Raw genomic sequence first — 24,841 nt, 5'->3', positions numbered from 1 at the left:
GAAAGCCGTGAGCCGTAAGTCCCGCTCCATCGAGGACATCCTGCCCCTGTCGCCGCTGCAGGAAGGTCTCATCTTCCACAGCGTGTACGACGACCGCGGCGCAGACATCTACACCGTTCAGCTCGTCTTCGACGTCGACGGCCCCCTGGACTCCACCGCGCTGCACACGGCCGCCCGGACCCTGGTACAGCGCCACACCAACCTCCGCGCGGGGTTCCGGCAGCGCACGTCCGGCGAGTGGGTCCAGGTGGTCCTGCGCGACGCCCCGCCGGACTGGACCGAGACGGACCTCTCCGCACTGCCCGAGGCCGACCGTGAGCGCGAGGCCGAGCGGATCGTCGTCGAGGACCGCGCCCGCCGCTTCGACGTGGGGCGGCCGCCGCTGCTGCGGTTCACCCTGCTGCGCCTCACCCCCGACCGGCACCGCCTCGCGCTCGCCGTGCACCACGCCGTCCTGGACGGCTGGTCCCTGCCCGTCGTGCTGCGCGAACTCCTCACCCTGTACGTCTCGGGCGGCGACGTGTCCGGCCTGCCCCGGATCCGCCCCTACCGCGACTACCTCGCCTGGCTCGCCGGCCGCGACCGGGACGCCGCGCTCGCCGCATGGCACCGGGTCTTCGAGGACTTCGAGGAGCCGGCCCGGATCGCCCCCGCCGTCCCCGGCCGAACCCCGGTCGTCCCGGACAAGGTCGAGTTCGGACTGCCCGCCGACACCACCCGCCGGCTCACCGAGCGGGCCCGCGAACTCGGCGTCACACTCAACACCGTGGTCCAGGGCGCCTGGGGCCTCGTACTGTCCCGCCTGCTCGACCGCGACGACGTCGTGTTCGGCGTGACCGTTTCCGGCCGCCCCGCCGACCTGCCGGGCGTCGAGGACATGGTGGGCCTGTTCATCAACACCCTGCCCCTGAGACTGCGGACGGACCCCGCGGAAACCGTCGGCGACCTGCTGCGGCGCCTCCAGCGCGAGCAGTCCGCGCTCCTGGACCATCAGTACATCGGCCTCGCCGACCTCCAACGCGCCATCGGAAAGGGGGAGTTGTTCGACACCTCGATGGTCTTCGAGAACTACCCCCTCGACAGCGCCGGCCTCGACACCTCGGCCGACGAGAGCGACCTGCGCCTGGCATCCGCCCAGAGCCGCTCCGCGATGCACTACACCTACGGCCTGGTCGCCCACCCCGGCACGGACCTCCGCTTCCGCCTGGACTTCCAGCCCGACCTCGTCGACCGGGAGTCGGCTGAGGGGTTGGTTGAGCGGTTGGTGCGGGTGTTGGGGGTGGTGGTTGCTGATCCGGGGGTGCGGGTTGGTGGTGTGGATGTGCTCTCTGATGCTGAGCGGGGTTTGGTGTTGGGGGAGTGGATCGATACGGGGCGGGAGGTGTCGGTTGTCGGGTTGCCGCAGTTGTTCGAGGCGCAGGTGGCCAGGACTCCGGATGCGGTGGCGGTGGGGGATCTGTCGTATGCGGAGGTGAATGCGGGGGCGAATCGGCTGGCGCGGTTGTTGGTGGAAGCGGGGGTTGGTGCGGAGTCGCGGGTGGCGGTGGTGCTGCCTGCGTCTGCGGAGTTGGTGACGGTGTTGTTGGCGGTGGTGAAGGCGGGGGCGGCGTATGTGCCCGTCGATCCCGGTTATCCCGAGGAGCGGATCGCGTACATCCTTCAGGACTGTGCGCCCGCGCTGGTGATCGATGAGGCGTGGCTGGCGCAGGCTGACACCAGTGGGGTGTCGGCGGGGAATCTGTCTGGGGTGGGGTTGTCGTGGCCGGCGTATGTGATTTATACGTCGGGGTCGACGGGGCGGCCGAAGGGTGTGGTGGTTGAGCACCGGTCGGTGGGGGCGTATCTGGTGCGGGCGCGGGAGGTGTATCCGCAGGCGGCGGGGGTGTCGTTGGTGCACTCGTCGTTCGCGTTCGATCTGACGGTGACGGCGTTGTGGTCGCCGCTGGTTTCTGGTGGCCGGGTCGTGGTCGGGGACTTGGACGAGTCTGTGTCCGGGGTCTCGTTCATGAAGGTCACGCCTTCTCACCTGGGTCTGTTGGAGGCTCTTCCGGAGAGCGCGTCGCCGTCGGGGACGTTGGTGATCGGTGGTGAGGCGTTGCGGGGTGAGGCGCTGGCCGCGTGGCGGCAGGCTCATCCCGGCGTCGAGGTGATCAATGCGTATGGTCCGACGGAGGCGACGGTCAACTGTGCCGAGTTCCGGTTGGAGCCGGGTGTGGAGACGCCGTCGGGTGCGGTGCCGATCGGCCGTCCGTTCGCCAACACCCGTACGTATGTGCTGGATGCAGCCCTGAATCCGGTGCCGGTGGGTACTCCGGGTGAGTTGTATGTGGCGGGTGTGGTGCTGGCCCGTGGTTATCTCGGCCGGCCCGGTCTGACGGCGGAGCGTTTCGTCGCGGACCCGTTCGGCGTCCCGGGCACGCGGATGTATCGCACCGGGGATGTGGTCCGCTGGAATCGCGGGGGCCAGTTGGAGTATGTGGGGCGGGCGGACGACCAGGTCAAGATCCGTGGTTACCGTATTGAACTGGGTGAGGTGCAGTCGGCGTTGGCGGCGCATCCGCTCATCGCGCAGGCCGCCGTCATCGTCCGCGAGGACCGGACCGGGGACAAGCGGCTCGTCGCCTACGCGGTGCCCGAGGCCGGTGGCGAAGTCGACGTGAGGGCCGTGCGCGCAGCCCTGTCCGATGCCCTGCCGGAGTACATGGTCCCGGCCGCTGTCGTGGTCCTGGACGCGTTGCCGCTGACCGCACACGGCAAACTCGACCGCCGGGCGCTGCCCGCACCTGAGTACGCGGTCAAGTCGCGTGAGCGGAGCCCGCGTTCTCCGCGCGAGGAGATCCTGTGCGGTCTGTTCGCCGAGGTGCTCGGATTGCAGCAGGTCGGCGTCGACGACAACTTCTTCGACCTGGGCGGTCACTCCCTGCTGGCCACGCGCCTGGCGAGCCGGACCCGTTCCGCGCTCGGCGTGGAACTGGCCGTGCGGCAGATTTTCAGCACTCCCACCGTCGCTGCGCTCGCCAAGGCACTCGACACCGCGCACGAGGGCCGCGAGGCGGTCGTCCGCGCCGCCACCCGCCCGGACCGGGTGCCGCTGTCGTTCGCCCAACGCGGACTCTGGTTCCTGCACCGGCTGGAGGGCCCGAGCCCGACGTACAACATGCCGGTGTCCTTGCGACTGACGGGCGCACTGGACCACGATGCCCTGCGGACGGCTCTGGGCGCGGTCGTCGCGCGGCACGAGTCCCTGCGGACGGTGTTCGGGGAGGATGCCGAGGGCGCCTACCAGCGAGTGCTTCCGGTGGCGGAGGCCGTACCGGTCCTGGACGTCGTACCGACCGACGAGGCCGGGCTGCCCGCCGCCCTGGAGGAGGCCGCCCGGTACGGTTTCGACCTGACGGCCGAAATACCCGTGCGGGCCCGGCTGTTCGAACTCGGCCCGGAGCAGCACGTGCTGCTGGTGCTGGTGCACCACATCGTCGGTGACGGCTGGTCCATGCCGCTGCTCGCCCGCGATCTGACCACGGCCTACAGCGCGAGCACCATGGGTGCCTTCCCTGAGTGGCGGGAACTGCCGGTGCAGTATGCGGACTTCACGCTGTGGCAGCGCGAGACGCTCGGCTCCGAGGACGACCCCGACAGCTCGATCTCGCGGCAACTGGACTACTGGCAGCAGGCCTTGGCGGGACTTCCCGAGGAACTGGAACTCCCCGCCGACCGGCCGCGGTCCGATGCCGTGACCTTCGAAGGCGGATCGCTCCCCTTCGAGATCCCGGCCGCCCTGCACGCGCGGCTCGTGGAGCTGGCTCGTGAGTGCCAGGCCAGCCCCTTCATGGTGGTGCAGGCGGCGCTTGCGACGCTGTTGTCGCGGCTGGGCGCCGGCACGGACATCCCGCTGGGCACCCCGATCGCGGGCCGCACCGACGACGCGGTGGAGGACCTGGTCGGCTTCTTCATCAACACGCTGGTGCTGCGCACCGACCTGTCCGGCAATCCGACCTTCCGGGAACTCGTCGCGCGGGTGCGCGAGACGGACCTGGCGGCGTACGCGCACCAGGACGTGCCGTTCGAGCGGCTGGTGGAGGTCCTCAACCCCGAGCGCCGCGCAGCCCGACACCCGCTTTTCCAGGTGCGCTTCGTCTTCAACAACCTCGACCAGCAGGCCGTGGCCGACGCCGTCCGGAGCCTGCCCGGCCTCACCGTCACACCCGAGCCCGTGGACCTCGGCGCGGCCAAGTTCGATCTGCTCTTCCGGTTCTCCGAGCAGCGCGAGACCGACGGCACGCCGGCCGGCATGCGCGGCGCGGTGGAGTTCAGCATGGATCTGTTCGATGTGGTGAGTGCTGAGGGGTTGGTTGAGCGGTTGGTGCGGGTGTTGGGGGTGGTGGTTGCTGATCCGGGGGTGCGGGTTGGTGGTGTGGATGTGCTCTCTGATGCTGAGCGGGGTTTGGTGTTGGGGGAGTGGATCGATACGGGGCGGGAGGTGTCGGTTGTCGGGTTGCCGCAGTTGTTCGAGGCGCAGGTGGAGCGGACGCCGGGTGCGGTGGCGGTGGGGGATCTGTCGTATGCGGAGGTGAATGCGGGGGCGAATCGGCTGGCGCGGTTGTTGGTGGAAGCGGGGGTTGGTGCGGAGTCGCGGGTGGCGGTGGTGCTGCCTGCGTCTGCGGAGTTGGTGACGGTGTTGTTGGCGGTGGTGAAGGCGGGGGCGGCGTATGTGCCCGTCGATCCCGGTTATCCCGAGGAGCGGATCGCGTACATCCTTCAGGACTGTGCGCCCGCGCTGGTGATCGATGAGGCGTGGCTGGCGCAGGCTGACACCAGTGGGGTGTCGGCGGGGAATCTGTCTGGGGTGGGGTTGTCGTGGCCGGCGTATGTGATTTATACGTCGGGGTCGACGGGGCGGCCGAAGGGTGTGGTGGTTGAGCACCGGTCGGTGGGGGCGTATCTGGTGCGGGCGCGGGAGGTGTATCCGCAGGCGGCGGGGGTGTCGTTGGTGCACTCGTCGTTCGCGTTCGATCTGACGGTGACGGCGTTGTGGTCGCCGCTGGTTTCTGGTGGCCGGGTCGTGGTCGGGGACTTGGACGAGTCTGTGTCCGGGGTCTCGTTCATGAAGGTCACGCCTTCTCACCTGGGTCTGTTGGAGGCTCTTCCGGAGAGCGCTTCGCCGTCGGGGACGTTGGTGATCGGTGGTGAGGCGTTGCGGGGGGAGGCGCTGGCCGCGTGGCGGCAGGCTCACCCGCAGGTGCAGGTGATCAATGCGTATGGTCCGACGGAGGCGACGGTCAACTGTGCCGAATACCGTCTCGAGCCGGGTGTGGAGACGCCGTCGGGTGCGGTGCCGATCGGCCGTCCGTTCGCCAACACCCGTACCTATGTGCTGGATGCAGCCCTGAAGCCGGTGCCGGTGGGTAGCCCGGGTGAGTTGTATGTGGCGGGTGTGGTGCTGGCCCGCGGTTATCTCGGCCGGCCCGGTCTGACGGCGGAGCGTTTCGTCGCGGACCCGTTCGGCGTCCCGGGCACGCGGATGTATCGCACCGGGGATGTGGTCCGCTGGAATCGCGGGGGCCAGTTGGAGTATGTGGGGCGGGCGGACGACCAGGTCAAGATCCGTGGTTACCGTATTGAACTGGGTGAGGTGCAGTCGGCATTGGCGGCGCATCCGCTCATCGCGCAGGCCGCGGTCGTCGTCCGTGAGGAGCGTCTGGTCGGCTATGCCGTTGCGCAGGACGGCACGGGTGCGCTGGATCCGCAGCTGGTACGCAAGTCGCTCGCCGAGTCGCTGCCCGACTACATGGTCCCGGCCGCGGTCGTCGTCGTAGACGCCCTGCCGCTGACCGCACACGGCAAACTCGACCGCACCGCACTCCCCGACCCGGAGTACGCCACGGACACCTACTCCGACGCGGGTGCGAGCCTCGTGGTGCGGGCGCCCGGGGATCCGCGGGCGGAGATCCTGTGCGGGCTGTACGCGGATGTCCTCGGCGTGCCCGACGTCGGTGTCGACGACGACTTCTTCGAGCTCGGCGGGCACTCCCTGCTCGCCATCCGGCTGGTCAGTCGGGTGCGTGCCGCGCTCGGTTTCGAGCTGACCATCCGGCAGGCCTTCGAGGCCAGGTCCGTGAACAGCATGCTGAAGCTGCTGGACGGGGCGGGCGGCGCCCGGCAGGGTGTCAGAGCGCTGCCCCGGCCGGGCCGCGTGCCGGTCTCGTACGCACAGCGGCGACTGTGGTTCCTCAACAGGCTGGAGGGGCCAAGCCCGACGTACAACATGCCCGTCTCACTGCGGTTGACCGGCGACCTCGACCGGGAGGCGCTGTGTGCGGCCCTGGCCGACGTGGTGGGACGGCACGAATCGCTGCGGACGGTGTTCGGGGAGGATGCCGAGGGCCCGTACCAGCGGGTGCTTCCGGTGGCGGAGGCCGTACCGGTCCTGGACGTCGTACCGACCGACGAGGCCGGGCTGCCCGCCGCGTTGGAGAAGGCCGCACGGTACGGCTTCGACCTCTCGGCGGAGCCGCCTCTGCGAGTGACGCTGTTCCGGGCCGGCGAGCGGGACCACGTGCTGCTGGTGCTCGTGCACCACATCTGCGGCGACGGCTGGTCCATGCCGCTGCTCGCCCGTGACCTCACCACCGCGTACGCGGCGCGCCGCGCGGGTGCGGTGCCGTCCTGGCAGCCACTGCCCGCGCAGTACGCGGACTACACCCTGTGGCAGCGCGAGGTGCTGGGCTCCGAGGACGACCCCGACAGCTCGATCGCGCGGCAACTCGCCTACTGGCGGGACCAACTGACCGACCTCCCGGAGGAGTTGGAGCTGCCTGCCGACCGGCCGCGGCCGGCTGTCTCCTCCCACGAGGGCGGGCGGGTGCCCTTCGACATCCCGGGGGACGTGTACGGCAAGGTCGTGGCCGTGGCCCGGGCCCATCAGGCGAGTCCGTTCATGGTGGTGCAGGCCGCACTGGCCGCTCTGCTGTCGCGGCTGGGCGCGGGCACCGACGTCCCACTGGGCACCCCGACCGCGGGCCGCACCGACAGCGCGCTCGAAGACCTCGTCGGCTTCTTCGTCAACACGCTGGTGCTGCGCACCGACACCTCGGGCGACCCCACGTTCGCGGAACTCGTCGGCCGGGTGCGCGGCACCGCGCTCGCCGCGTACGCGCACCAGGACGTGCCGTTCGAGCGGCTGGTGGAGGTCCTCAACCCCGAGCGTTCGATGGCCCGCCACCCCCTGTTCCAGACCATGCTCACCTGGAACGCGGCGGACCAGCACCAGACCTTCGACGCGTCCGCGCACCTCGACGGGCTGACGGTCACGCCGCTGCCCGCGGGCACGGGCATCGCCAAGTTCGACCTGCTGTTCGCCTTCGTCGAGCGGCCCGCCGACGACGGCGGTCAGGGCGGCGGACTCCAGGGCGTGCTGGAGTACAGCGCCGACCTCTACGACCGTGACGGTGCCACGACGCTCGCCGAGCGGTTCGTACGGCTGCTGCGCGCCCTGGTCGACGCACCCGGGGAAGCCATCGGGCGGGCCGGACTGCTCACCCCCGACGAGCGGGCACGTGTCCTCACCGAGTGGAACGACACCTCCGCCCCGGTGCCCGCGGCCTCTCTGGCGGAGCTCTTCGAGGCCCAGGTGGCCCGCACCCCGGACGCACCGGCCGTGCTCGACGGTGACCGCACCCTCGGCTACGCCGAGCTCAACGCACGGGCCAACCGGCTCGCCCGGTTGCTGGCCGGCCGGGGCATCGGCGCCGAGCGGTTCGTGGGCGTGCGGCTGCCGCGCTCCGCCGACCTGCTGGTCGTCCTGCTGGCGGTCCTGAAGACGGGCGCGGCCTACCTGCCCCTGGACCCTCAGCACCCGGCCGACCGCATCGCCGCGCTGATCGAGGACGCCGCACCGGCCCTGGTCGTCGACGAGGCCTGGCTCGCCGCGTCCGACACCTCCGGCCAAGGTGCGGGGAACCTGACGGATGCCGAGCGCGTCATGCCGCCGGCCCCCGAGCACCCGGCATACGTGATCTACACCTCCGGCTCCACCGGCCGTCCCAAGGGCGTGGTCATGCCGGCCGGGGCGGTCGTCAACCTGCTGACCTGGCACGAGCGCGCCGTTCCGCCCGCCGACGGCGGAGTGACCGCGCAGTTCACCGCGGTCGGCTTCGACGTGTCGGTTCAGGAGACGCTCTCCGCGCTGTTGTCCGGCAACGCGCTGGCGACCTGCCCCGACGAGGTGCGCCACAGCCCCGACCGGCTGGCCGAGTGGCTTGGGCGGCACCGGGTGCGGGAGTTGTACGCCCCCAACCTGGTCGTCGACGCGCTCGCCGAGGCGGCCCGCCGGCAGGACCTGGACCTGCCGGACCTCGCCCATGTCGCCCAGGCCGGCGAGGCCCTCACCCTCGGCGGTGCCGTACGAGCCCTGTACGAGCGGCAGCCCGGCCGGCGTCTGCACAACCACTACGGGCCCACGGAGACGCACGTCGTCACCGCCTGGACCCTCCCCCCGGACCTCGGCGGATGGCCCGAGCAGGCACCCATCGGCCGGCCGGTCTCCAACATCCGTGTCTATGTGCTGGACGACGGTCTGCGGCCGGTGTCCGCCGGTGTGGCGGGCGAGTTGTACGTCGCCGGTGCCGGGCTCGCCCGCGGCTACCTGAACCGTCCCGGGCCGACCGCGGAACGGTTCGTGGCTTGTCCGTTCGGTGCGCCCGGCGAACGCATGTACCGCACCGGCGACCGCGTCCGCTGGAACCGCGACGGCCTGCTGGAGTACCTGGGCCGCGCCGACGACCAGGTCAAGCTGCGCGGCTTCCGGATCGAGCCGGGAGAGGTCGAGGCCGTGGTGTCGGCCCACACCTCCGTGGCCCGCTGCGCCGTCCTGGTCCGCGAGGACCGGCCGGGCGACACGCGGCTGGTGGCGTACGTCGTGCCGGCCGGTACTCCCGACCCATCGGCCCTGCGGGCCCACGTCGCGACCGTGCTGCCGGACTACATGGTGCCGTCCGCGTTCGTCGAACTGGACGCGCTGCCGCTCACCGCGAACGGCAAGCTGGACCGCCGCGCGCTGCCCGCCCCGCGGTACGCCTCCACCGGGCGCGGACCCCGGTCCCCGCGCGAGGAGATCCTGTGCGGTCTGTTCGCCGAGGTGCTGGGAGTGGAGCGGGTCGGCATCGACGACGGCTTCTTCGAGCTGGGCGGTCACTCCCTGCTGGCCACCCGGCTGGTCAACCGCGTCCGCAGCACACTCGGCGTGGAACTGCCCGTGCGCCGGCTCTTCGAGACGCCTACGGTCGCCGGGCTCGGGGCGGCGATCGACGAGGCCGGGCATGGCGCCCGCGCCGGCGTCATGCGGGCGGCAGCCCGCCCCGACCGGGTGCCGCTGTCGTTCGCCCAGCGCCGGCTCTGGTTCCTGGACCGCTTCGAGGGGCCCAGCGCCACCTACAACATCCCCACCGCGCTGCGGCTGACCGGCAGCCTGGACCGGGCCGCGCTCCAGGCCGCCCTGGCCGACGTGGTGGCGCGGCACGAGGCGTTGCGCACCGTCTTCGGCGAGGACGCCGAGGGGCCGTACCAGCGGGTGATCCCCGTACACCTGGACCGGCCCGCGCTGGACGTGGCACCCGCCGACTCCTCCCGGCTGGATGCCGAGCTGCGCGCCGCGGCCCGGCAGACCTTCGACCTGGAGCGGGAACTCCCGTTCCGGGCCCGGCTCTTCGAGCTGGCGGAAGAAGATCACGTGCTGCTCCTGACGGTGCATCACATCGCGGGCGACGGCTGGTCGATGGGCCCGCTCTCGCGCGACCTGACGGCCGCCTACGCGGCCCGCTGTGCGGGTGCCGCCCCGGACTGGCGGGAACTGCCGGTGCAGTACGCGGACTTCACGCTGTGGCAGCGGCAGACGCTCGGTTCCGAGGACGACCCCGACAGTCCGCTGGCCGGACAGGTGGACTTCTGGCGCGAGGCGCTCGCCGGGCTCCCGGAGGAGCTGGACCTGCCCAGGGACCGCGCTCGGCCCGCCGTCCCCTCCTACCGGGGCGACGCCGTGGAGTTCGAGATTCCCGACCGGGTGCACGAGCGGCTGGTGGCGCTGGCGCGGGAGAGCGGCGCGAGCGTGTTCATGGTGGTGCAGGCCGCGCTGGCCACGCTGTTGTCACGGCTGGGTGCGGGTCCGGACATCCCGATCGGTACGCCGATCGCGGGCCGTGGTGACGAGGCGGTGGAGGATCTGGTCGGGTTCTTCGTGAACACGCTGGTGCTGCGCACCGACCTGTCGGGCGACCCGACCTTCCGTGAACTCGTCGGCCGGGTACGGGAGTTCGACCTGGCCGCCTACACCCACCAGGACGTGCCCTTCGAGCGGCTGGTGGAGGTCCTCAACCCCGAGCGCGCGACGGCCCGCCACCCTCTCTTCCAGACCATGCTCACCTGGAACGACGGCACCCTCCAGGGCGCCGACAACACGGCCGCGGAGCCGCTGCCCGGCCTCACCGTGACGGGACACCCCGTCGGCACCGGGGTCGCCAAGTTCGACCTCTCCTTCGCCCTGGAGGAGCGCACCGGGGACGGCGGCGGACTGCACGGAGCGCTCGGGTTCAGCACCGACCTCTACGACCGCGACTCGGCCGCCCGGATCGCGGAGCGGTTCGCCCGTGTCCTGGAGGAGGTCCTGGCCGCACCGGACCTCCCCGTGAGCAGGGTCGACGTCATGGCGGACGCCGAGCGTGCCACGGTGCTCGACCGGTGGAACGACACGGCACGCCCCGTACCGGGCAAGGCCCTGCCGCAGTTGTTCGCGGTCCGCGCCGCCCGCGACCCCGAGGCCGTCGCCGTCGTCTGCGGCGACCGGGAACTGTCGTACGCGGCGCTCAACGCGCGGGCCAACCGGCTCGCCCGGCTGCTCGTACGGTACGGCGCCGGCCCCGAGCGACGGGTCGCCGTCCGGCTGCCGCGCTCGGCCGACCTGGTGGCCGTCCTTCTCGCCGTGCTGAAGTCCGGTGCCGCCTACGTGCCGCTCGACCCCGACTTCCCGGACGAGCGCATCGCCTACATGATCGACGACGCGCGTCCCGTGCTCGTCGTGGACGAGGAGTGGCTCGCCGCGGCGGACCTCACCGGCCTCGACGGAAGCGACCTTCCGCCGGTCCCGCTCGCATCCGCCGCCTACGTGATCTACACCTCGGGTTCGACAGGACGGCCCAAGGGCGTCGTCGTCGGACACGCGGCCCTGGCCAACTTCCTGCACGCCCTGGGGGAGCGGTGCGCGCTCACACCGGGCGAGCGGCTGCTCGCGGTGACGACGGTCGGCTTCGACATCGCGGCGCTCGAACTGTACGTACCTCTGCTGGCCGGAGCCACCGTGGTGCTCGCCGGCCGGGACACGGTGCGCGATCCGCGGGCCCTGGCCGAGCTGATCGGCGGGGCCGGGATCTCGGTCGTGCAGGCGACGCCCAGCCTGTGGCACGCGATCGTGGACGAGCAGGCCTCCGTGCTCTCGGGCGTCAGGGTGCTCGTCGGAGGTGAGGCGCTGCCCGCCGACCTCGCCGCGTCCCTCACCCGGCACGCCGTCTCGGTGACCAACGTCTACGGCCCGACGGAGACCACGATCTGGTCCACCGCCGGAGCCGTCGGCACCGACAGCGCACGCCGGGGATCGATCGGAGGGCCGATCGCCAACACCCGGGTGTACGTGCTCGACGCGGCCCTGCGTCCGGTACCCGCCGCAGTGGCCGGAGAGCTGTACATCGCCGGCGCGGGTCTGGCCCGCGGCTACCTGGACCGTCCGGGGTTGACGGCGGAGCGGTTCGTGGCCGACCCCTACGGCACCCCGGGCACCCGGATGTACCGCACCGGTGACCTGGCCCGCTGGACGGCCGACGGCGAGCTGGAGTACCTCGGCCGCGTGGACCAGCAGGTCAAGGTGCGCGGCTACCGCATCGAACCCGGCGAGATCGAGGCCGTCCTGCTCGCGCACGAGTCCGTGACGCGCGCCGCGGTCCTGGTCCGGGAGGACACCCCCGGGGACCGGCGGCTGGTCGCCTATGTGACCGGCACGACTGGCACCACCGGCCCGGCAGCCCTCCGGGAGCACGCGGCCCGTCAACTGCCGGAGTACATGGTGCCGTCGGCGTTCGTGCCCCTGGACGCGCTGCCACTGACCCCCAACGGCAAGCTCGACCGCAAGGCCCTGCCCGCCCCCGACAACACGGCGCGACCCACGGGCAGGGCACCGCGTTCGCCGCGCGAGGAGATCCTCTGCGGGCTGTTCGCCGAGGTACTCGGCGTGCCCGAGGTGAGCGTCGACGACGGCTTCTTCGACCTGGGCGGCCACTCGCTGCTCGCCACCCGGCTGGTGAGCCGCATCCGCGCCACGCTCGACGTCGAACTGTCCGTGCGGCAACTGTTCGAACACCCCACCGTGGCACGGCTCGGCGCCGTCCTCGACACGGCGTCCGGGCCGCTCCGCCGGCCGCTGACCAGGACCGGGCGGCCGGCCCGGATCCCGCTCTCCTACGCCCAGCAGCGGCTGTGGTTCCTGAACCGGCTGGAAGGCCCCAGCCCCACCTACAACATGCCGACCGCGCTGCGCCTCGACGGCACACTGGACCGGGCCGCGCTGACCGCGGCGCTGCACGACCTCGTGGCCCGCCACGAGTCGCTGCGTACCCTCTTCGCCGAGGACGCCCAGGGCGCCCACCAGGTCGTCCTGCCGTCCGAAGCGGCCCGCCCGGAGCTGCACATTACGCAGACGGACGACGACAGCCTCACGGACGACCTGCTCACGGCGGCCCGCTACGCCTTCGACCTCGCCGGCGAACTTCCGCTGCGCACCTGGCTGTTCGAGCTCGCTCCGGAGCGGCATGTGCTGCTGGTGCTGGTCCATCACATCGCGGGCGACGGGTGGTCGACGGGCCCGCTGGCCCGGGACCTGACCGCCGCCTACGCGGCCCGCTGCGCGGGTGTCGCCCCACAGTGGCGGGAACTGCCGGTGCAGTACGCGGACTTCACGCTGTGGCAGCGGGATACGCTCGGCTCCGAGGACGACCCCGACAGCGCCATCGCACGTCAGATCGCCTTCTGGCGGGAGTCGCTGGCCGGGCTTCCGGAGGAACTGGCCCTTCCCATGGACCGTCCACGCCCCGCCGTCGCCTCGCAGCGAGGCGGCCGGGTCGCCTTTACCGTCCCTCGGGAAGTACACGAGCGGCTGGTGGCGCTGGCGCGGGAGAGCGACGCGAGCGTGTTCATGGTGGTGCAGGCGGCGCTGGCGACGCTGTTGTCGCGGCTGGGCGCCGGCACGGACATCCCGCTGGGCACCCCGATCGCGGGCCGCACCGACGACGCCGTGGAGGACATGATCGGGTTCTTCGTGAACACGCTGGTGCTGCGTGCCGACCTGTCGGGCGATCCGACCTTCCGTGAACTCCTCGGCCAGGTAAGGGAGTTCGATCTGGCCGCGTACGCGCACCAGGACGTGCCCTTCGAGCGGCTGGTGGAGGTCCTCAACCCCGAGCGCTCAATGACCCGCCACCCCCTCTTCCAGACCATGCTCACCTGGAACAACCTCGACCAGCGGGCCGCGGCCGACGCCGTCCAGAGCCTGTCCGGCCTCACCGTACGACAGCAGCCGCTGCCGACCGGCGCGGCCAAGTTCGACCTCCTGTTCCGCATGGTGGAACAGCACGCCCCGGACGCACGTCCCGACGGCATCGCGGGTGTCCTCGAATTCAGCATGGATCTGTTCGATGTGGTGAGTGCTGAGGGGTTGGTTGAGCGGTTGGTGCGGGTGTTGGGGGTGGTGGTTGCTGATCCGGGGGTGCGGGTTGGTGGTGTGGATGTGCTCTCTGATGCTGAGCGGGGTTTGGTGTTGGGGGAGTGGATCGATACGGGGCGGGAGGTGTCGGTTGTCGGGTTGCCGCAGTTGTTCGAGGCGCAGGTGGAGCGGACGCCGGGTGCGGTGGCGGTGGGGGATCTGTCGTATGCGGAGGTGAATGCGGGGGCGAATCGGCTGGCTCGGTTGCTGGTGGAAGCGGGGGTTGGTGCGGAGTCGCGGGTGGCGGTGGTGCTGCCTGCGTCTGCGGAGCTGGTGACGGTGTTGTTGGCGGTGGTGAAGGCGGGCGCGGCGTATGTGCCGGTGGATCCGGAGTATCCGGCGGAGCGGATCGCCTTCATCCTTCGGGACTGTGCGCCTGCGCTGGTGATCGATGAGGCGTGGCTGGCGGCGGCGGACGTTTCCAGGTTTGCGGACGGCAATCTGTCTGGGGTGGAGTTGTCGTGGCCGGCGTATGTGATTTATACGTCGGGGTCGACGGGGCGGCCGAAGGGTGTGGTGGTTGAGCACCGGTCGGTGGGGGCGTATCTGGTGCGGGCGCGGGAGGTGTATCCGCAGGCGGCGGGGGTGTCGTTGGTGCACTCGTCGTTCGCGTTCGATCTGACGGTGACGGCGTTGTGGTCGCCGCTGGTTTCTGGTGGCCGGGTCGTGGTCGGGGACTTGGACGAGTCTGTGTCCGGGGTCTCGTTCATGAAGGTCACGCCTTCTCACCTGGGTCTGTTGGAGGCTCTTCCGGAGAGCGCTTCGCCGTCGGGGACGTTGGTGATCGGTGGTGAGGCGTTGCGGGGGGAGGCGCTGGCCGCGTGGCGGCAGGCTCACCCGCAGGTGCAGGTGATCAATGCGTATGGTCCGACGGAGGCGACGGTCAACTGTGCCGAATACCGTCTCGAGCCGGGTGTGGAGACGCCGTCGGGTGCGGTGCCGATCGGCCGTCCGTTCGCCAACACCCGTACCTATGTGCTGGATGCAGCCCTGAAGCCGGTGCCGGTGGGTAGCCCGGGTGAGTTGTATGTGGCGGGTGTGGTGCTGGCCCGCGGTTATCTCGGCCGGCCCGGTCTGACGGCGGAGCGTTTCGTCGCGGACCCGTTCGGCGTCCCGGGCACGCGGATGTATCGCACCGGGGATGTGGTCCGCTGGAATCGCGGGGGCCAGTTGGAGTATGTGGGGCGGGCGGACGACCAGGTCAAGATCCGTGGTTACCGTATTGAACTGGGTGAGGTGCAGTCGGCGTTGGCGGCGCATCCGCTCATCGCGCAGGCCGCGGTCGTCGTCCGTGAGGAGCGTCTGGTCGGCTATGCCGTTGCGCAGGACGGCACGGGTGCGCTGGATCCGCAGCTGGTACGCAAGTCGCTCGCCGAGTCGCTGCCCGACTACATGGTCCCGGCCGCGGTCGTCGTCGTAGACGCCCTGCCGCTGACCGCACACGGCAAACTCGACCGCACCGCACTCCCCGACCCGGAGTACACGGCAGGCGCCGGGTCCCGTGGACCGGCCACGGTCAAGGAAGAACTGCTGTGCGGGCTCTACGCGGACGTCCTCGGCGTGCCCGACGTCGGTGTCGACGACAGCTTCTTCGACCTGGGCGGCGACAGCATCATGTCGATCCAGTTGGTGAGCGCGGCACGCCGGGCCGGACTGCGGTTCTCGCCCCGGGACGTCTTCGAGTGCAAGACGGTGGCCCGCCTCGCCGATGTCGCCCAGGCCGCCGACGCAGCCGCTCCGGCGGCACCGGACGACGGGGTGGGCGAGGTCCCGCTGACGCCGATCATGAAGGAACTGGCCTCGCGCGGCGGCCCGTTCGCGGAGTTCAACCAGTCCACCGTCGTCCAGGTGCCGGCCGCGTTGACCTGCGAGACCCTGACGCGGGCGCTGCAGGCGGTGCTCGACCACCACGACGCCCTGCGGCTGCGGCTCACCGCGGTGGACGGTGACGACTGGTCGCTGGAGGTGACCGCGCCCGGCTCGGTGAGCGCCGGCGACCGTGTCGAGCGGATCGAGGCGGCGGGACTCGACGACGAGGAACTGCGCACGCTGATGGCCCAGCACGGGGCACGGGCCCGGACCCGCCTGGCACCACGGGACGGAGTCATGGTGCAGGCGGTCTGGTTCGACCGGGGCCGGCACATGCCGGGGCAACTGCTGCTCGTCCTGCACCACTTGGTGGTCGACGGGGTGTCCCTGCGCATCCTCGTCCCGGATCTCGCGCAGGCCTGGCGGGACGTGGCGGCCGGCCGGGAGGCGGTGCTCGAACCGGTGGGCACCTCACTGCGCCGCTGGGCCCGGCACCTGCAGGAGCTGGCCCACGAGCCGCAGACCACGGCCGAGCTGAGCCACTGGACACAGGTGCTCCAGCATGCGGACGCGCCGCTGGGCGGGCGCCCGCTGGACCCGGTGCGCGACACCGTCGGCACAACCGGTCACCTCACCCAGGAGCTGCCCTCGGACGTGACCGAGTCCCTGCTCACGACGGTGCCGGCGGCTTTCCACGCCGAGATCAACGACGTACTGCTCACCGCATTCGCGTCGGCGGTCCGGGAGTGGCGGGCCACCGCGGCGGAACACGGCGTGCTGGTGGAGTTGGAGGCCCACGGCCGGGCGGAGGAGGCGCTGCCGGGAGCCGATCTCACCCGTACCGTCGGCTGGTTCACCAGCACCTACCCGGTCCGGCTCGACACGGCCGCGGCAGTCGACGAGGGTGCGGCGCTGAAGCGGGTGAAGGAGCAGCTGCGGGCGGTGCCCGGCAAGGGGCTCGGCCATGGACTGCTGCGCCGGCTCAACTCCAAGACGGCCGACCTCCTCGCGCCGCTCGCCCGCCCCCAGATCAAGTTCAACTATCTGGGCCGGTTCACCTCCCGGGACCAGGCGGCGGCCGACTGGGCGACGGCGCCCGGCACCGCGGGCATCGGCGGCGGCCGGGACACCGGAATGCCGTTGACCCATGCCGTCGAACTGAACGCCATCACCCGGGACGGCGCGGAGGGTCCGGAACTCCTCGCCGCCTGGACCTGGGCCCAGGGGCTGCTCACCGAGCAGGAGGTACGGGAGCTGGCCCAGGCGTGGTTCCGGGCGCTGCGCGCGCTCGCCGACCACGCGGCCGAAGGGACGGCGGGCGGGTTCACCCCGTCCGACGTGCCGCTGGCCCTGTTGAACCAGAGCGACATCGAACAGCTCGAAGCCGAGTGGAGGACGTCGGAATGAAGCGGTCCGCGTTGGAGGACATACTGCCGCTGTCTCCGTTGCAGGAGGGGCTGCTGTTCCACAACGTCTTCGACGAGAAGGCGCTGGACATCTACACGGTCCAGATGGTTCTGGACCTCGAAGGGGCGCTGGACGCCAAGGCGTTGCGGACCGCGGCCGCGGCACTGCTGGCCCGGCACGCCAACCTGCGCACGGCGCTGCGTCACGAGGGCCTGAGCCGGCCGGTGCAGATCGTGCTGAAGGACGTACCCCTGGCATGGCAGGAAGTGGACCTGAGCGGACTGCCGCAGGACGAGCGGGAACGCGAGGCGCGCCGGGTGCTCGACGCGGACCGCGCCCGCCGCTTCGACCTGGCCGAGCCTCCGCTCGTGCGGTTCATCCTGCTCCGGTACGGGCCGGACCGGCACCGGTTCGTACTGACCAACCACCATGTGCTGTGGGACGGCTGGTCGCGTCCGGTGCTGCTGCGGGAACTGCTGGCCCTGTACCTGAACGGCGGTGACGTCTCACAGCTGCCGCGGGTCCGCCCGTACCGCGACTACCTGGGCTGGCTCGCCGGACGGGACCGTGCGGCGGGCGAGCGGGCCTGGCGGGAGGCGCTCGCCGGGCTCCAGGAGCCGTTCCGGGTGGCGCCGGCCGCCTCCGGGCGGGTGCCCGTGGTCCCCGGCCAGGTCGAGATGGCACTCACTCCGCTGGAGACGGCGCGGCTGACCGAGCGGGCCCGTGAACTCGGCGTGACGCTCAACACCGTGGCCCAGGCGGCGTGGGCGATCGTGCTGTCCCGGCTGGTGGGTCGCACCGACGTGGTGTTCGGCGTGACGGTCTCCGGCCGGCCGCCGGAGCTGGACGGCGTCGAGAACATGGTCGGCCTGTTCATCAACACCCTGCCGCTGCGGCTGAGGCTGGACCCGGCGGAGCCGCTCACCGAGCTGCTGGACCGGCTCCAGACGGAGCAGGCCCGGCTCCTCGACCACCAGTACCTTGGTCTGACCCGGATCCAGGAACTGGCGGGCGTGGGCGAGCTGTTCGACTCGGCGCTCGTCTTCGAGAACTATCCGCTGGACCCGGCGAGCGCCCCGGCGGCACAGGCGTCGGCGCCACGCCACGGAGTGCGGGTGACGGGCGTCGAGACCCAGGACGGCATGCACTATCCGCTGGGCCTGATCGTCAAGCCGGGCAGCCGGCTCCGGTTCCGCGTCGACTTCCGTCCCGACGTGTTCACCGAGGAGGCCGCCACGGCCGTCGGCGAGCGGCTGCGCCGGGTCCTGACCGCCGTACTGGACGACCCGCGCAGCCCCGTCGGCACGCTCGACGTGCTGTCGGCCGACGAGCGGCGCCGCGTCCTGGAGGAGTGGAACGACACGGCCCGCGAGGTCCGCGAGGCCGATGTGGTCACCCTGTTCCAGGAGCAGGCGGCCCGTACCCCTGACGCCGAGGCGGTGGTGAGCGGAGCGGAGCGCCTGACCTACGCCGAGCTGAACGCGCGTGCGAACCGGCTGGCGCGGCTGCTCGTCGCCCGGGGCGCGGCGCCCGAACGGTTCGTGGCCCTGGCACTGCCGCGCACCGTGGCGGCGGCGGTCGGCCTGCTGGCCGTGCTCAAGACCGGGGCCGCCTACCTGCCGCTGGACCCGGGATACCCCGCCGACCGCATCGCCTACATGCTGGACAGCGCCGACCCGGCCCTGCTGGTCACCACGCGAGAGCTCGCCCCGGCGCTGCCCGAGCACACCGCGCCGAGGATCGTCCTCGACGACGCCGACCTCACGCCGTACTCCGGCACGGACCTGAACGACGCCGACCGCGCGCTGCCGCTGTCCCTCACCAATCCCGCCTACGTCGTGTTCACCTCGGGCTCGACCGGCCGCCCCAAGGGTGTGGTCATCGAACACCGCTCGCTGGGCGCCTATCTGGTACGGGCCAGGGAGGCCTACCCGACCGCCTCCGGGACCACGCTGCTGCACTCGCCCATCTCCTTCGACCTGACGGTGACCGGCCTGTACACCCCGCTGGTGAGCGGCGGCCGGGTGCACATCGCGGAACTCACCGAGGACGCCGCCGCCGGTCCGCGCGCCACCTTCCTCAAGGGCACCCCCAGCGTCCTCGCGCTCCTCGACGAGCTGCCGGACGAGGTGTCGCCCACCCGGACGCTGATGCTCGGCGGCGAACTACTGGTGGGCGAGGCCCTGGACCGCTGGCGGGCCAGGCACCCGGACGCCACCGTCTTCAATGTCTACGGCGCCACGGAAGCCACCGTGAACAGCGTCGAGAACCCCATCGCGCCCGGCGCGAAGGTGCCCGCCGGGGCCATCCCGGTGGGCCGTCCCTTCTGGAACACCAAGATCCACATTCTCGACGCCGGACTCCAGCCGGCCCCGCCCGGCACTGCGGGCGAGGTGTACATCGCCGGCACCGGGCTCGCCCGTGGCTACCTCGGGCGGCAGGACCTGACCGCTGAGCGCTTCGTGGCCTGCCCCTACGGTGCGCCCGGTGAGCGCATGTACCGCACCGGCGACCTGGCCCGCTGGAACGATGCGGGCGAGCTGGAGTTCGTGGGCCGGGTCGACGGGCAGGTCAAGATCCGGGGTTACCGCATCGAGCTCGGGGAGATCGAGTCCGTGGTCTTTGGCCACCCGGAGGTGGCGCGCGCCACCGTGGTGGTGCGCGAGGACGTGCCCGGCGACCGGCGGCTCGTCGCCTACGTCGTTCCCGACCAGGGCGCCGTGCCCGCGCCGGCCGGCGTGCGCGAGCATGCCGCGGCCACGCTGCCGGAGTACATGGTGCCGGACGCGGTGATCGTGCTCGACGCCCTGCCCCTCACCCCGAACGGCAAGCTGGACCGCCGGGCCCTGCCCGCCCCCGAGTACGAGACCGCTCCCGGCGGGCGCGCGCCCCGTTCACCGCGCGAGGAGATCCTCTGCTCGCTCTTCGCCGAGGTGCTGCGCCGGCCGGCGGTCGGCATCGACGACGACTTCTTCGACCTGGGCGGCCACTCGCTGCTCGCAACCCGGCTGGTGAGCCGTATCCGCGCGACGCTCGACGTCGAACTGTCGGTGCGTCAGCTGTTCGACACACCCACCGTGGCGGGTGTCGCGGAAGCCCTGGACACCGGTGGCGGAGCCCGCCGCGCCGTGACCCGGCCGGCGGTGCGTCCGGCCCGGCTGCCGCTGTCGTACGCGCAGTCACGGCTGTGGTTCCTGCACCGCATGGAGGGACCCAGCCCCACCTACAACATCCCGGTCTCGCGCCGCTTCCACGGCCCTCTCGACGGGGCCGCGCTGCGGCAGGCCCTCGAGGACGTCGTGGCCCGCCACGAGTCGCTGCGGACCGTGTTCGCCGAGGACCCCGACAGCCCGGAGGGCGCCCAGCAGATCGTGCGCGCACCGGGCGAGGTCCCGGTGCCGTTCACCACCGTCGTCACCGACGAGGACCGGCTGCCGGACGAACTGCGCGCCGCGGCCCGGTACGGCTTCGACCTGGCGCGCGAACTGCCGGTACGCGTCACCCTGTTCGAGCTCGGCCCCGAGGACCATGTGCTGCTCCTGCTGGTGCACCACATCGCCAGCGACGCCTGGTCGAGGCGGCCGCTCGGCAGGGACCTCGCCACCGCCTACGCCGCCCGCTGTGCGGGCGGCGCCCCGCAGTGGCGCGAACCGGCCGTACAGTACGCCGACTACACGCTGTGGCAGCGCGAGACGCTCGGCTCCGAAGAGGACCCCGACAGCCTCATCTCGCGTCAGCTCGCCCACTGGCGGGAGGCGCTCGCGGGACTGCCCGAGGAACTCGACCTGCCCGCCGACCGGCCGCGGCCCGCGGTGTCCAGTCAGACCGGCGCCCGCATCGGCTTCCAGGTGCCGCCGGACCTCCATGCCGGCCTGGTCGAGCTTGCCCGGAAGAACCGGGCGACCGTCTTCATGGTCGTACAGGCCGCGCTGGCCGTGACCCTGTCCCGGACGGGTGCGGGCGACGACATCCCGATCGGCACCCCGATCGCCGGACGCACCGACGACGCCCTCGAGGACCTGGTCGGCTTCTTCGTCAACACTCTCGTCCTGCGCACCGACACCTCCGGCGACCCGACCTTCGAGGAACTGGTGCGCCGGGTCCGCGAGAACTCCCTTGCCGCGTACGCCCACCAGGACGTGCCGTTCGAGCGGCTCGTGGAACTGCTCAACCCCGTCCGGTCGATGGCTCGCCACCCCCTGTTCCAGGTGATGCTGGCGTTCAACAACACCGAACAGCAGGCCGCCCACGAGGTCATCGAGCAACTGCCCGGCCTGAAGGTGACCGGCCAGGCCGTCGGCTCCGCGGTCTCCCGCTTCGACCTGCTCTTCGCCTTCGCCGACCTGCCCGACGGCGAGGGCAAGCCAGGTGGCCTCAACGCCGTCCTGGAGTACAGCGCCGACCTGTTCGACGCCGCGACCGCCGAGGCACTCGCCGAACGCTTCGTACGGGTGCTGCGCGCGCTGGCCGAAGCGCCCGGGCAGCCGATCGGCAGCGTCGAGGTCCTGACCCCCGACGAGCGCGCACGGCTGCTCGCCCGCCCCGGTGCACGGGAACTGCCGCGCGCGAGCCTCACCGAGCGGTTCGAGGAGCAGGTGCGCCGCACCCCGACGGCCGTGGCCGTGCAGGACGGGCCACGGGCCCTGACGTACGCACAACTCGACGCGGCCGCCAATCGGCTCGCCGGGCTACTGGCCCGGGAAGGCGCCGGTCCCGAGCGTCTGGTGGGACTGGCCCTGCGCCGCTCGGCGGACCTCGTCGTGGCGTTGCTCGCCGTGCTCAAGACCGGCGCCGGCTACCTGCCGCTCGACCCGGAGTACCCGGCGCAGCGACTCGCCCACATGACCGGGGACGCCCGACCGGTTCTCGTGCTGACGACGGAGGAGGTCGCCGCACGGCTGCCCGGTGAGGTGGGGCCACTGCTGCTCCTCGACGCGCCCGGCACCGTCCGGGACCTGGCCGCGCAGCCCACGGCACCGCCGTACACCGGGCCGCTGTCGCCGCACCGCCCGGTGTACGCGATCTACACCTCGGGATCGACGGGCCGCCCCAAGGGTGTCGTCATGCCGGCCCGGGCCATGGACAACCTGGTCTCCTGGCACCAGGAGGCCATGCCCCCGCGCCGGCCCGGCGCGGCCGTCGCCCAGTTCGCGGCGATCAGCTTCGACGTGTCGGTGCACGAGATCCTCTCCGCGCTGCTCGGCGGGAAGCGTCTGGTGCCCTGCCCGGAGGACGTCCGACGCGATCCCAAGCGTCTGGTGCGCTGGCTGGCGGAGCACGGCATCGAGCAACTGCACGCGCCCAACCTGGTCGTGGAGGCCCTCGCCGAAGCGGCCGCCGAACTCGGCGCGGCGCTGCCCCGCCTGACCGACGTCGCCCAGGCCGGCGATGCGCTCAACCTCACCCCGACCGTGCGCAGGTTCTTCGCCGGGCGGCCGGGTCTGCGGCTGCACAACCACTACGGCCCCAGCGAGACGCACGCGGCGACCGGCGCCACCCTGCCCGCCGACCCGGCCGACTGGCCCGCCACCGCCCCGATCGGCACGGCGGTCGACAACACCGGCCTGTACGTACTCGACGACCGCCTGCGACCGGTACCCCCGGGTGTGGCCGGCGAGCTCTATGTGTCCGGCGCCGGCCTGGCCCGCGGCTACCTGGGCCGTCCGGGGCTGACCGCGGAGCGCTTCGTCGCCTGCCCCTTCGAACCGGGCGAGCGCATGTACCGAAGCGGTGACCGCGTGCGGCTGCGCACCGATGGGCAACTGGAGTTCCTGGGCCGCGCCGACCACCAGATCAAGCTGCGCGGCTTCCGTATCGAACCCGGCGAGGTGGAAGCGGCGCTCGTCGCGCACCCGGCCGTCGCCCAGGCCGCCGTCGTACTGCGCGAGGACCGGCCTGGAGACCGGCGCCTGGTGGCGTACGCGGTGCCCACAGGGGAGCTGCCCGGCACTGCCGGACTCCGCGTTCACCTCGGCGAACGGCTGCCGGACTACATGATCCCCGCCGTCTTCATGGCCGTGGACGAACTGCCGCTCACCGCGAACGGGAAGCTCGACCGGCGTGCCCTGCCCGTCCCGGACTATGCGGCGCGGTCCGGCCGTGGGCCGAACGGGCCCCGCGAGGAAGTGCTGTGCGCCCTGTTCGCCGAGGTGCTCAAGCTGCCCGACGTGGGTGTCGACGACGACTTCTTCGCCCTCGGCGGGCACTCACTGCTGGTGGCCCGGCTGCTCGGCCGGATCCGTGCCGTCCTCGGCGTCGAACTGTCCATCCGGAGCCTGTTCGAGGCCCCGACCGTCGCGCGCCTCGCCGAGGAGCTCGACCGGGGCACCCGCCACGATCCGTTCGCCGAACTGCTCCCCCTGCGTGAACGTGGCACGGACACCCCGCTGTTCTGCGTCCACCCGGCCGCCGGCCTCGGCTGGTGCTACGCCGGACTGCTCGCCCACCTCGATCCGGACACCCCGGTGTACGCGCTGCAGGCCCGGGGGATCAGGGACCGTGACGCCCCACTGCCCGGCGACGTGACGGAGATGGCGGACCGGTACGCCGACCTGATCCGCTCCGTCCGGCCCGAGGGGCCGTACCGCGTCCTGGGCTGGTCGTTCGGTGGCCCGGTCGCCCAGGCCGTCGCCACCCGGCTCCAGGCTCTCGGCGCCGAGGTGGAGCTGCTGTGCCTGGTGGACGCCTACCCGTCGAGCAGGCGTGGCCAGGACGCCGCCGAACGTTCCGAGGCGGAGATCGTCGCGAACAGCCTGCGGGCCATCGGATTCGACTTCGAGATGAGCGAGCTGACCGACGACGGCTTCCCCGTGGAGCGTTACCGGGAATTCCTCCGGCGCGAGAACAGGGCGCTCGCCGAGTTGACGGCGGACGAGGTCGTCGCGGTGAAGAACGTGTACGTGAACAACGTACGGATGATGCCCCGTCACGAACCCGAAGTCTTCCGCGGAGATGTGCTGTTCTTCACAGCGACCCGGGTTTCCGACGAAACCAGGAATCGTCGTGACGTCACTGCCTGGAATCCCTATACGGAAGGGCGGTTGGAAAACTACGATGTGGATGCCGAGCATGAGGAATTGCTGACCGAGCCGGCACCCACCGCCCGGATAGGGCGAGTTGTCGCTGAGAAACTGAACGAGCTGCGGACGAAGTCCGCACCTGTACAGGGGGTCTGAACGATGAGTAATCCGTTCGAGGACGCGGAAGGCAAGTACCTGGTCCTTGTCAACGACGAGGGCCAGCACTCGCTGTGGCCGTCCTTCGTCGAGGTGCCGGCCGGGTGGAGCGTCGCCGTCGAGGAGACGGACCGGCAGACGTGCCTGGACTACATCAACGAGAACTGGACCGACATGCGGCCGGCCAGCTTGATCGCGGCGATGGACGCCGCGGGCTCCGCGAACTGAGGGGCGGGCACGCGGTGTTCCGGACGATGCTGAAGTCCAAGATCCACCGGGCCACGGTCACCCAGGCCGACCTGAACTACGTGGGGTCGCTGACTCTGGACCCGGACCTGATGGAGGCCGCCGACCTGCTCCCGGGCGAGCTGGTCCATGTCGTCGACATCAACAACGGCTCGCGCCTGGAGACCTACGTCATCGAGGGCGACCGAGGCTCGGGAATGGTCAAGATCAACGGCGCGGCGGCCCGGCTCGTCCACGAGGGCGACCTCGTCATCATCATCGGCTACGGCATGGTGGCCGACGCCGAGGCCCGTGCGTTGAAGCCGCGCGTGGTCTTCGTGGACGAGCACAACCGCATTCTGGAGGAGAGCGACGACCCCGCGCTGGCCGGCGGGGTCGGCGTCCTGGAGCCGGCGGCCCGCTGAGC

4 protein-coding genes are annotated in these 24,841 nt (G+C 71.6%); all 4 read left to right on the top strand.

Features of this window, described 5'->3' with window-relative positions:
• Positions 1-7: 7 nt before the first annotated feature.
• The 4 genes from QFZ76_RS15990 to panD are packed head-to-tail and all read left to right on the top strand — an operon-like array spanning position 8 to position 24,839.
• Positions 8-17,014 (top strand): non-ribosomal peptide synthase/polyketide synthase, encoded by a 17,007-nt coding sequence (locus QFZ76_RS15990; protein ID WP_307674372.1) that lies wholly within the window; start codon positions 8-10, stop codon positions 17,012-17,014.
• Positions 17,011-24,189, top strand: coding sequence for a non-ribosomal peptide synthetase (locus tag QFZ76_RS15985; RefSeq protein ID WP_307674371.1), 7,179 nt, complete (start codon positions 17,011-17,013; stop codon positions 24,187-24,189). The genes QFZ76_RS15990 and QFZ76_RS15985 overlap by 4 nt, the downstream gene beginning before the upstream one ends.
• A gap of 3 nt (positions 24,190-24,192) precedes the next feature.
• Positions 24,193-24,417: an MbtH family protein gene (locus tag QFZ76_RS15980; protein WP_307674370.1), complete on the top strand. Its 225-nt coding sequence runs from the start codon at positions 24,193-24,195 to the stop codon at positions 24,415-24,417.
• Between the two features lie 14 nt (positions 24,418-24,431).
• Positions 24,432-24,839 carry an aspartate 1-decarboxylase gene (panD, locus tag QFZ76_RS15975; protein ID WP_266440324.1) on the top strand — a complete coding sequence of 136 codons (408 nt, stop codon included), beginning with the start codon at positions 24,432-24,434 and terminating at the stop codon, positions 24,837-24,839.
• Positions 24,840-24,841 lie beyond the last annotated feature (2 nt).

It is taken from the genome of Streptomyces sp. V4I2 (genome assembly GCF_030817655.1).
GTDB classification, from domain to species: Bacteria; Actinomycetota; Actinomycetes; order Streptomycetales; family Streptomycetaceae; genus Streptomyces; species Streptomyces plumbiresistens.
This window is presented reverse-complemented; position numbering and strand designations above follow the sequence as displayed.

Coding starts and splice junctions, on each gene's coding strand:
- QFZ76_RS15980 (WP_307674370.1), top strand. CDS start 24,193: ATGAGTAATCCGTTCGAGGACGCGGAAGGCAAGTACCTGGTCCTTGTC.
- QFZ76_RS15985 (WP_307674371.1), top strand. CDS start 17,011: ATGAAGCGGTCCGCGTTGGAGGACATACTGCCGCTGTCTCCGTTGCAG.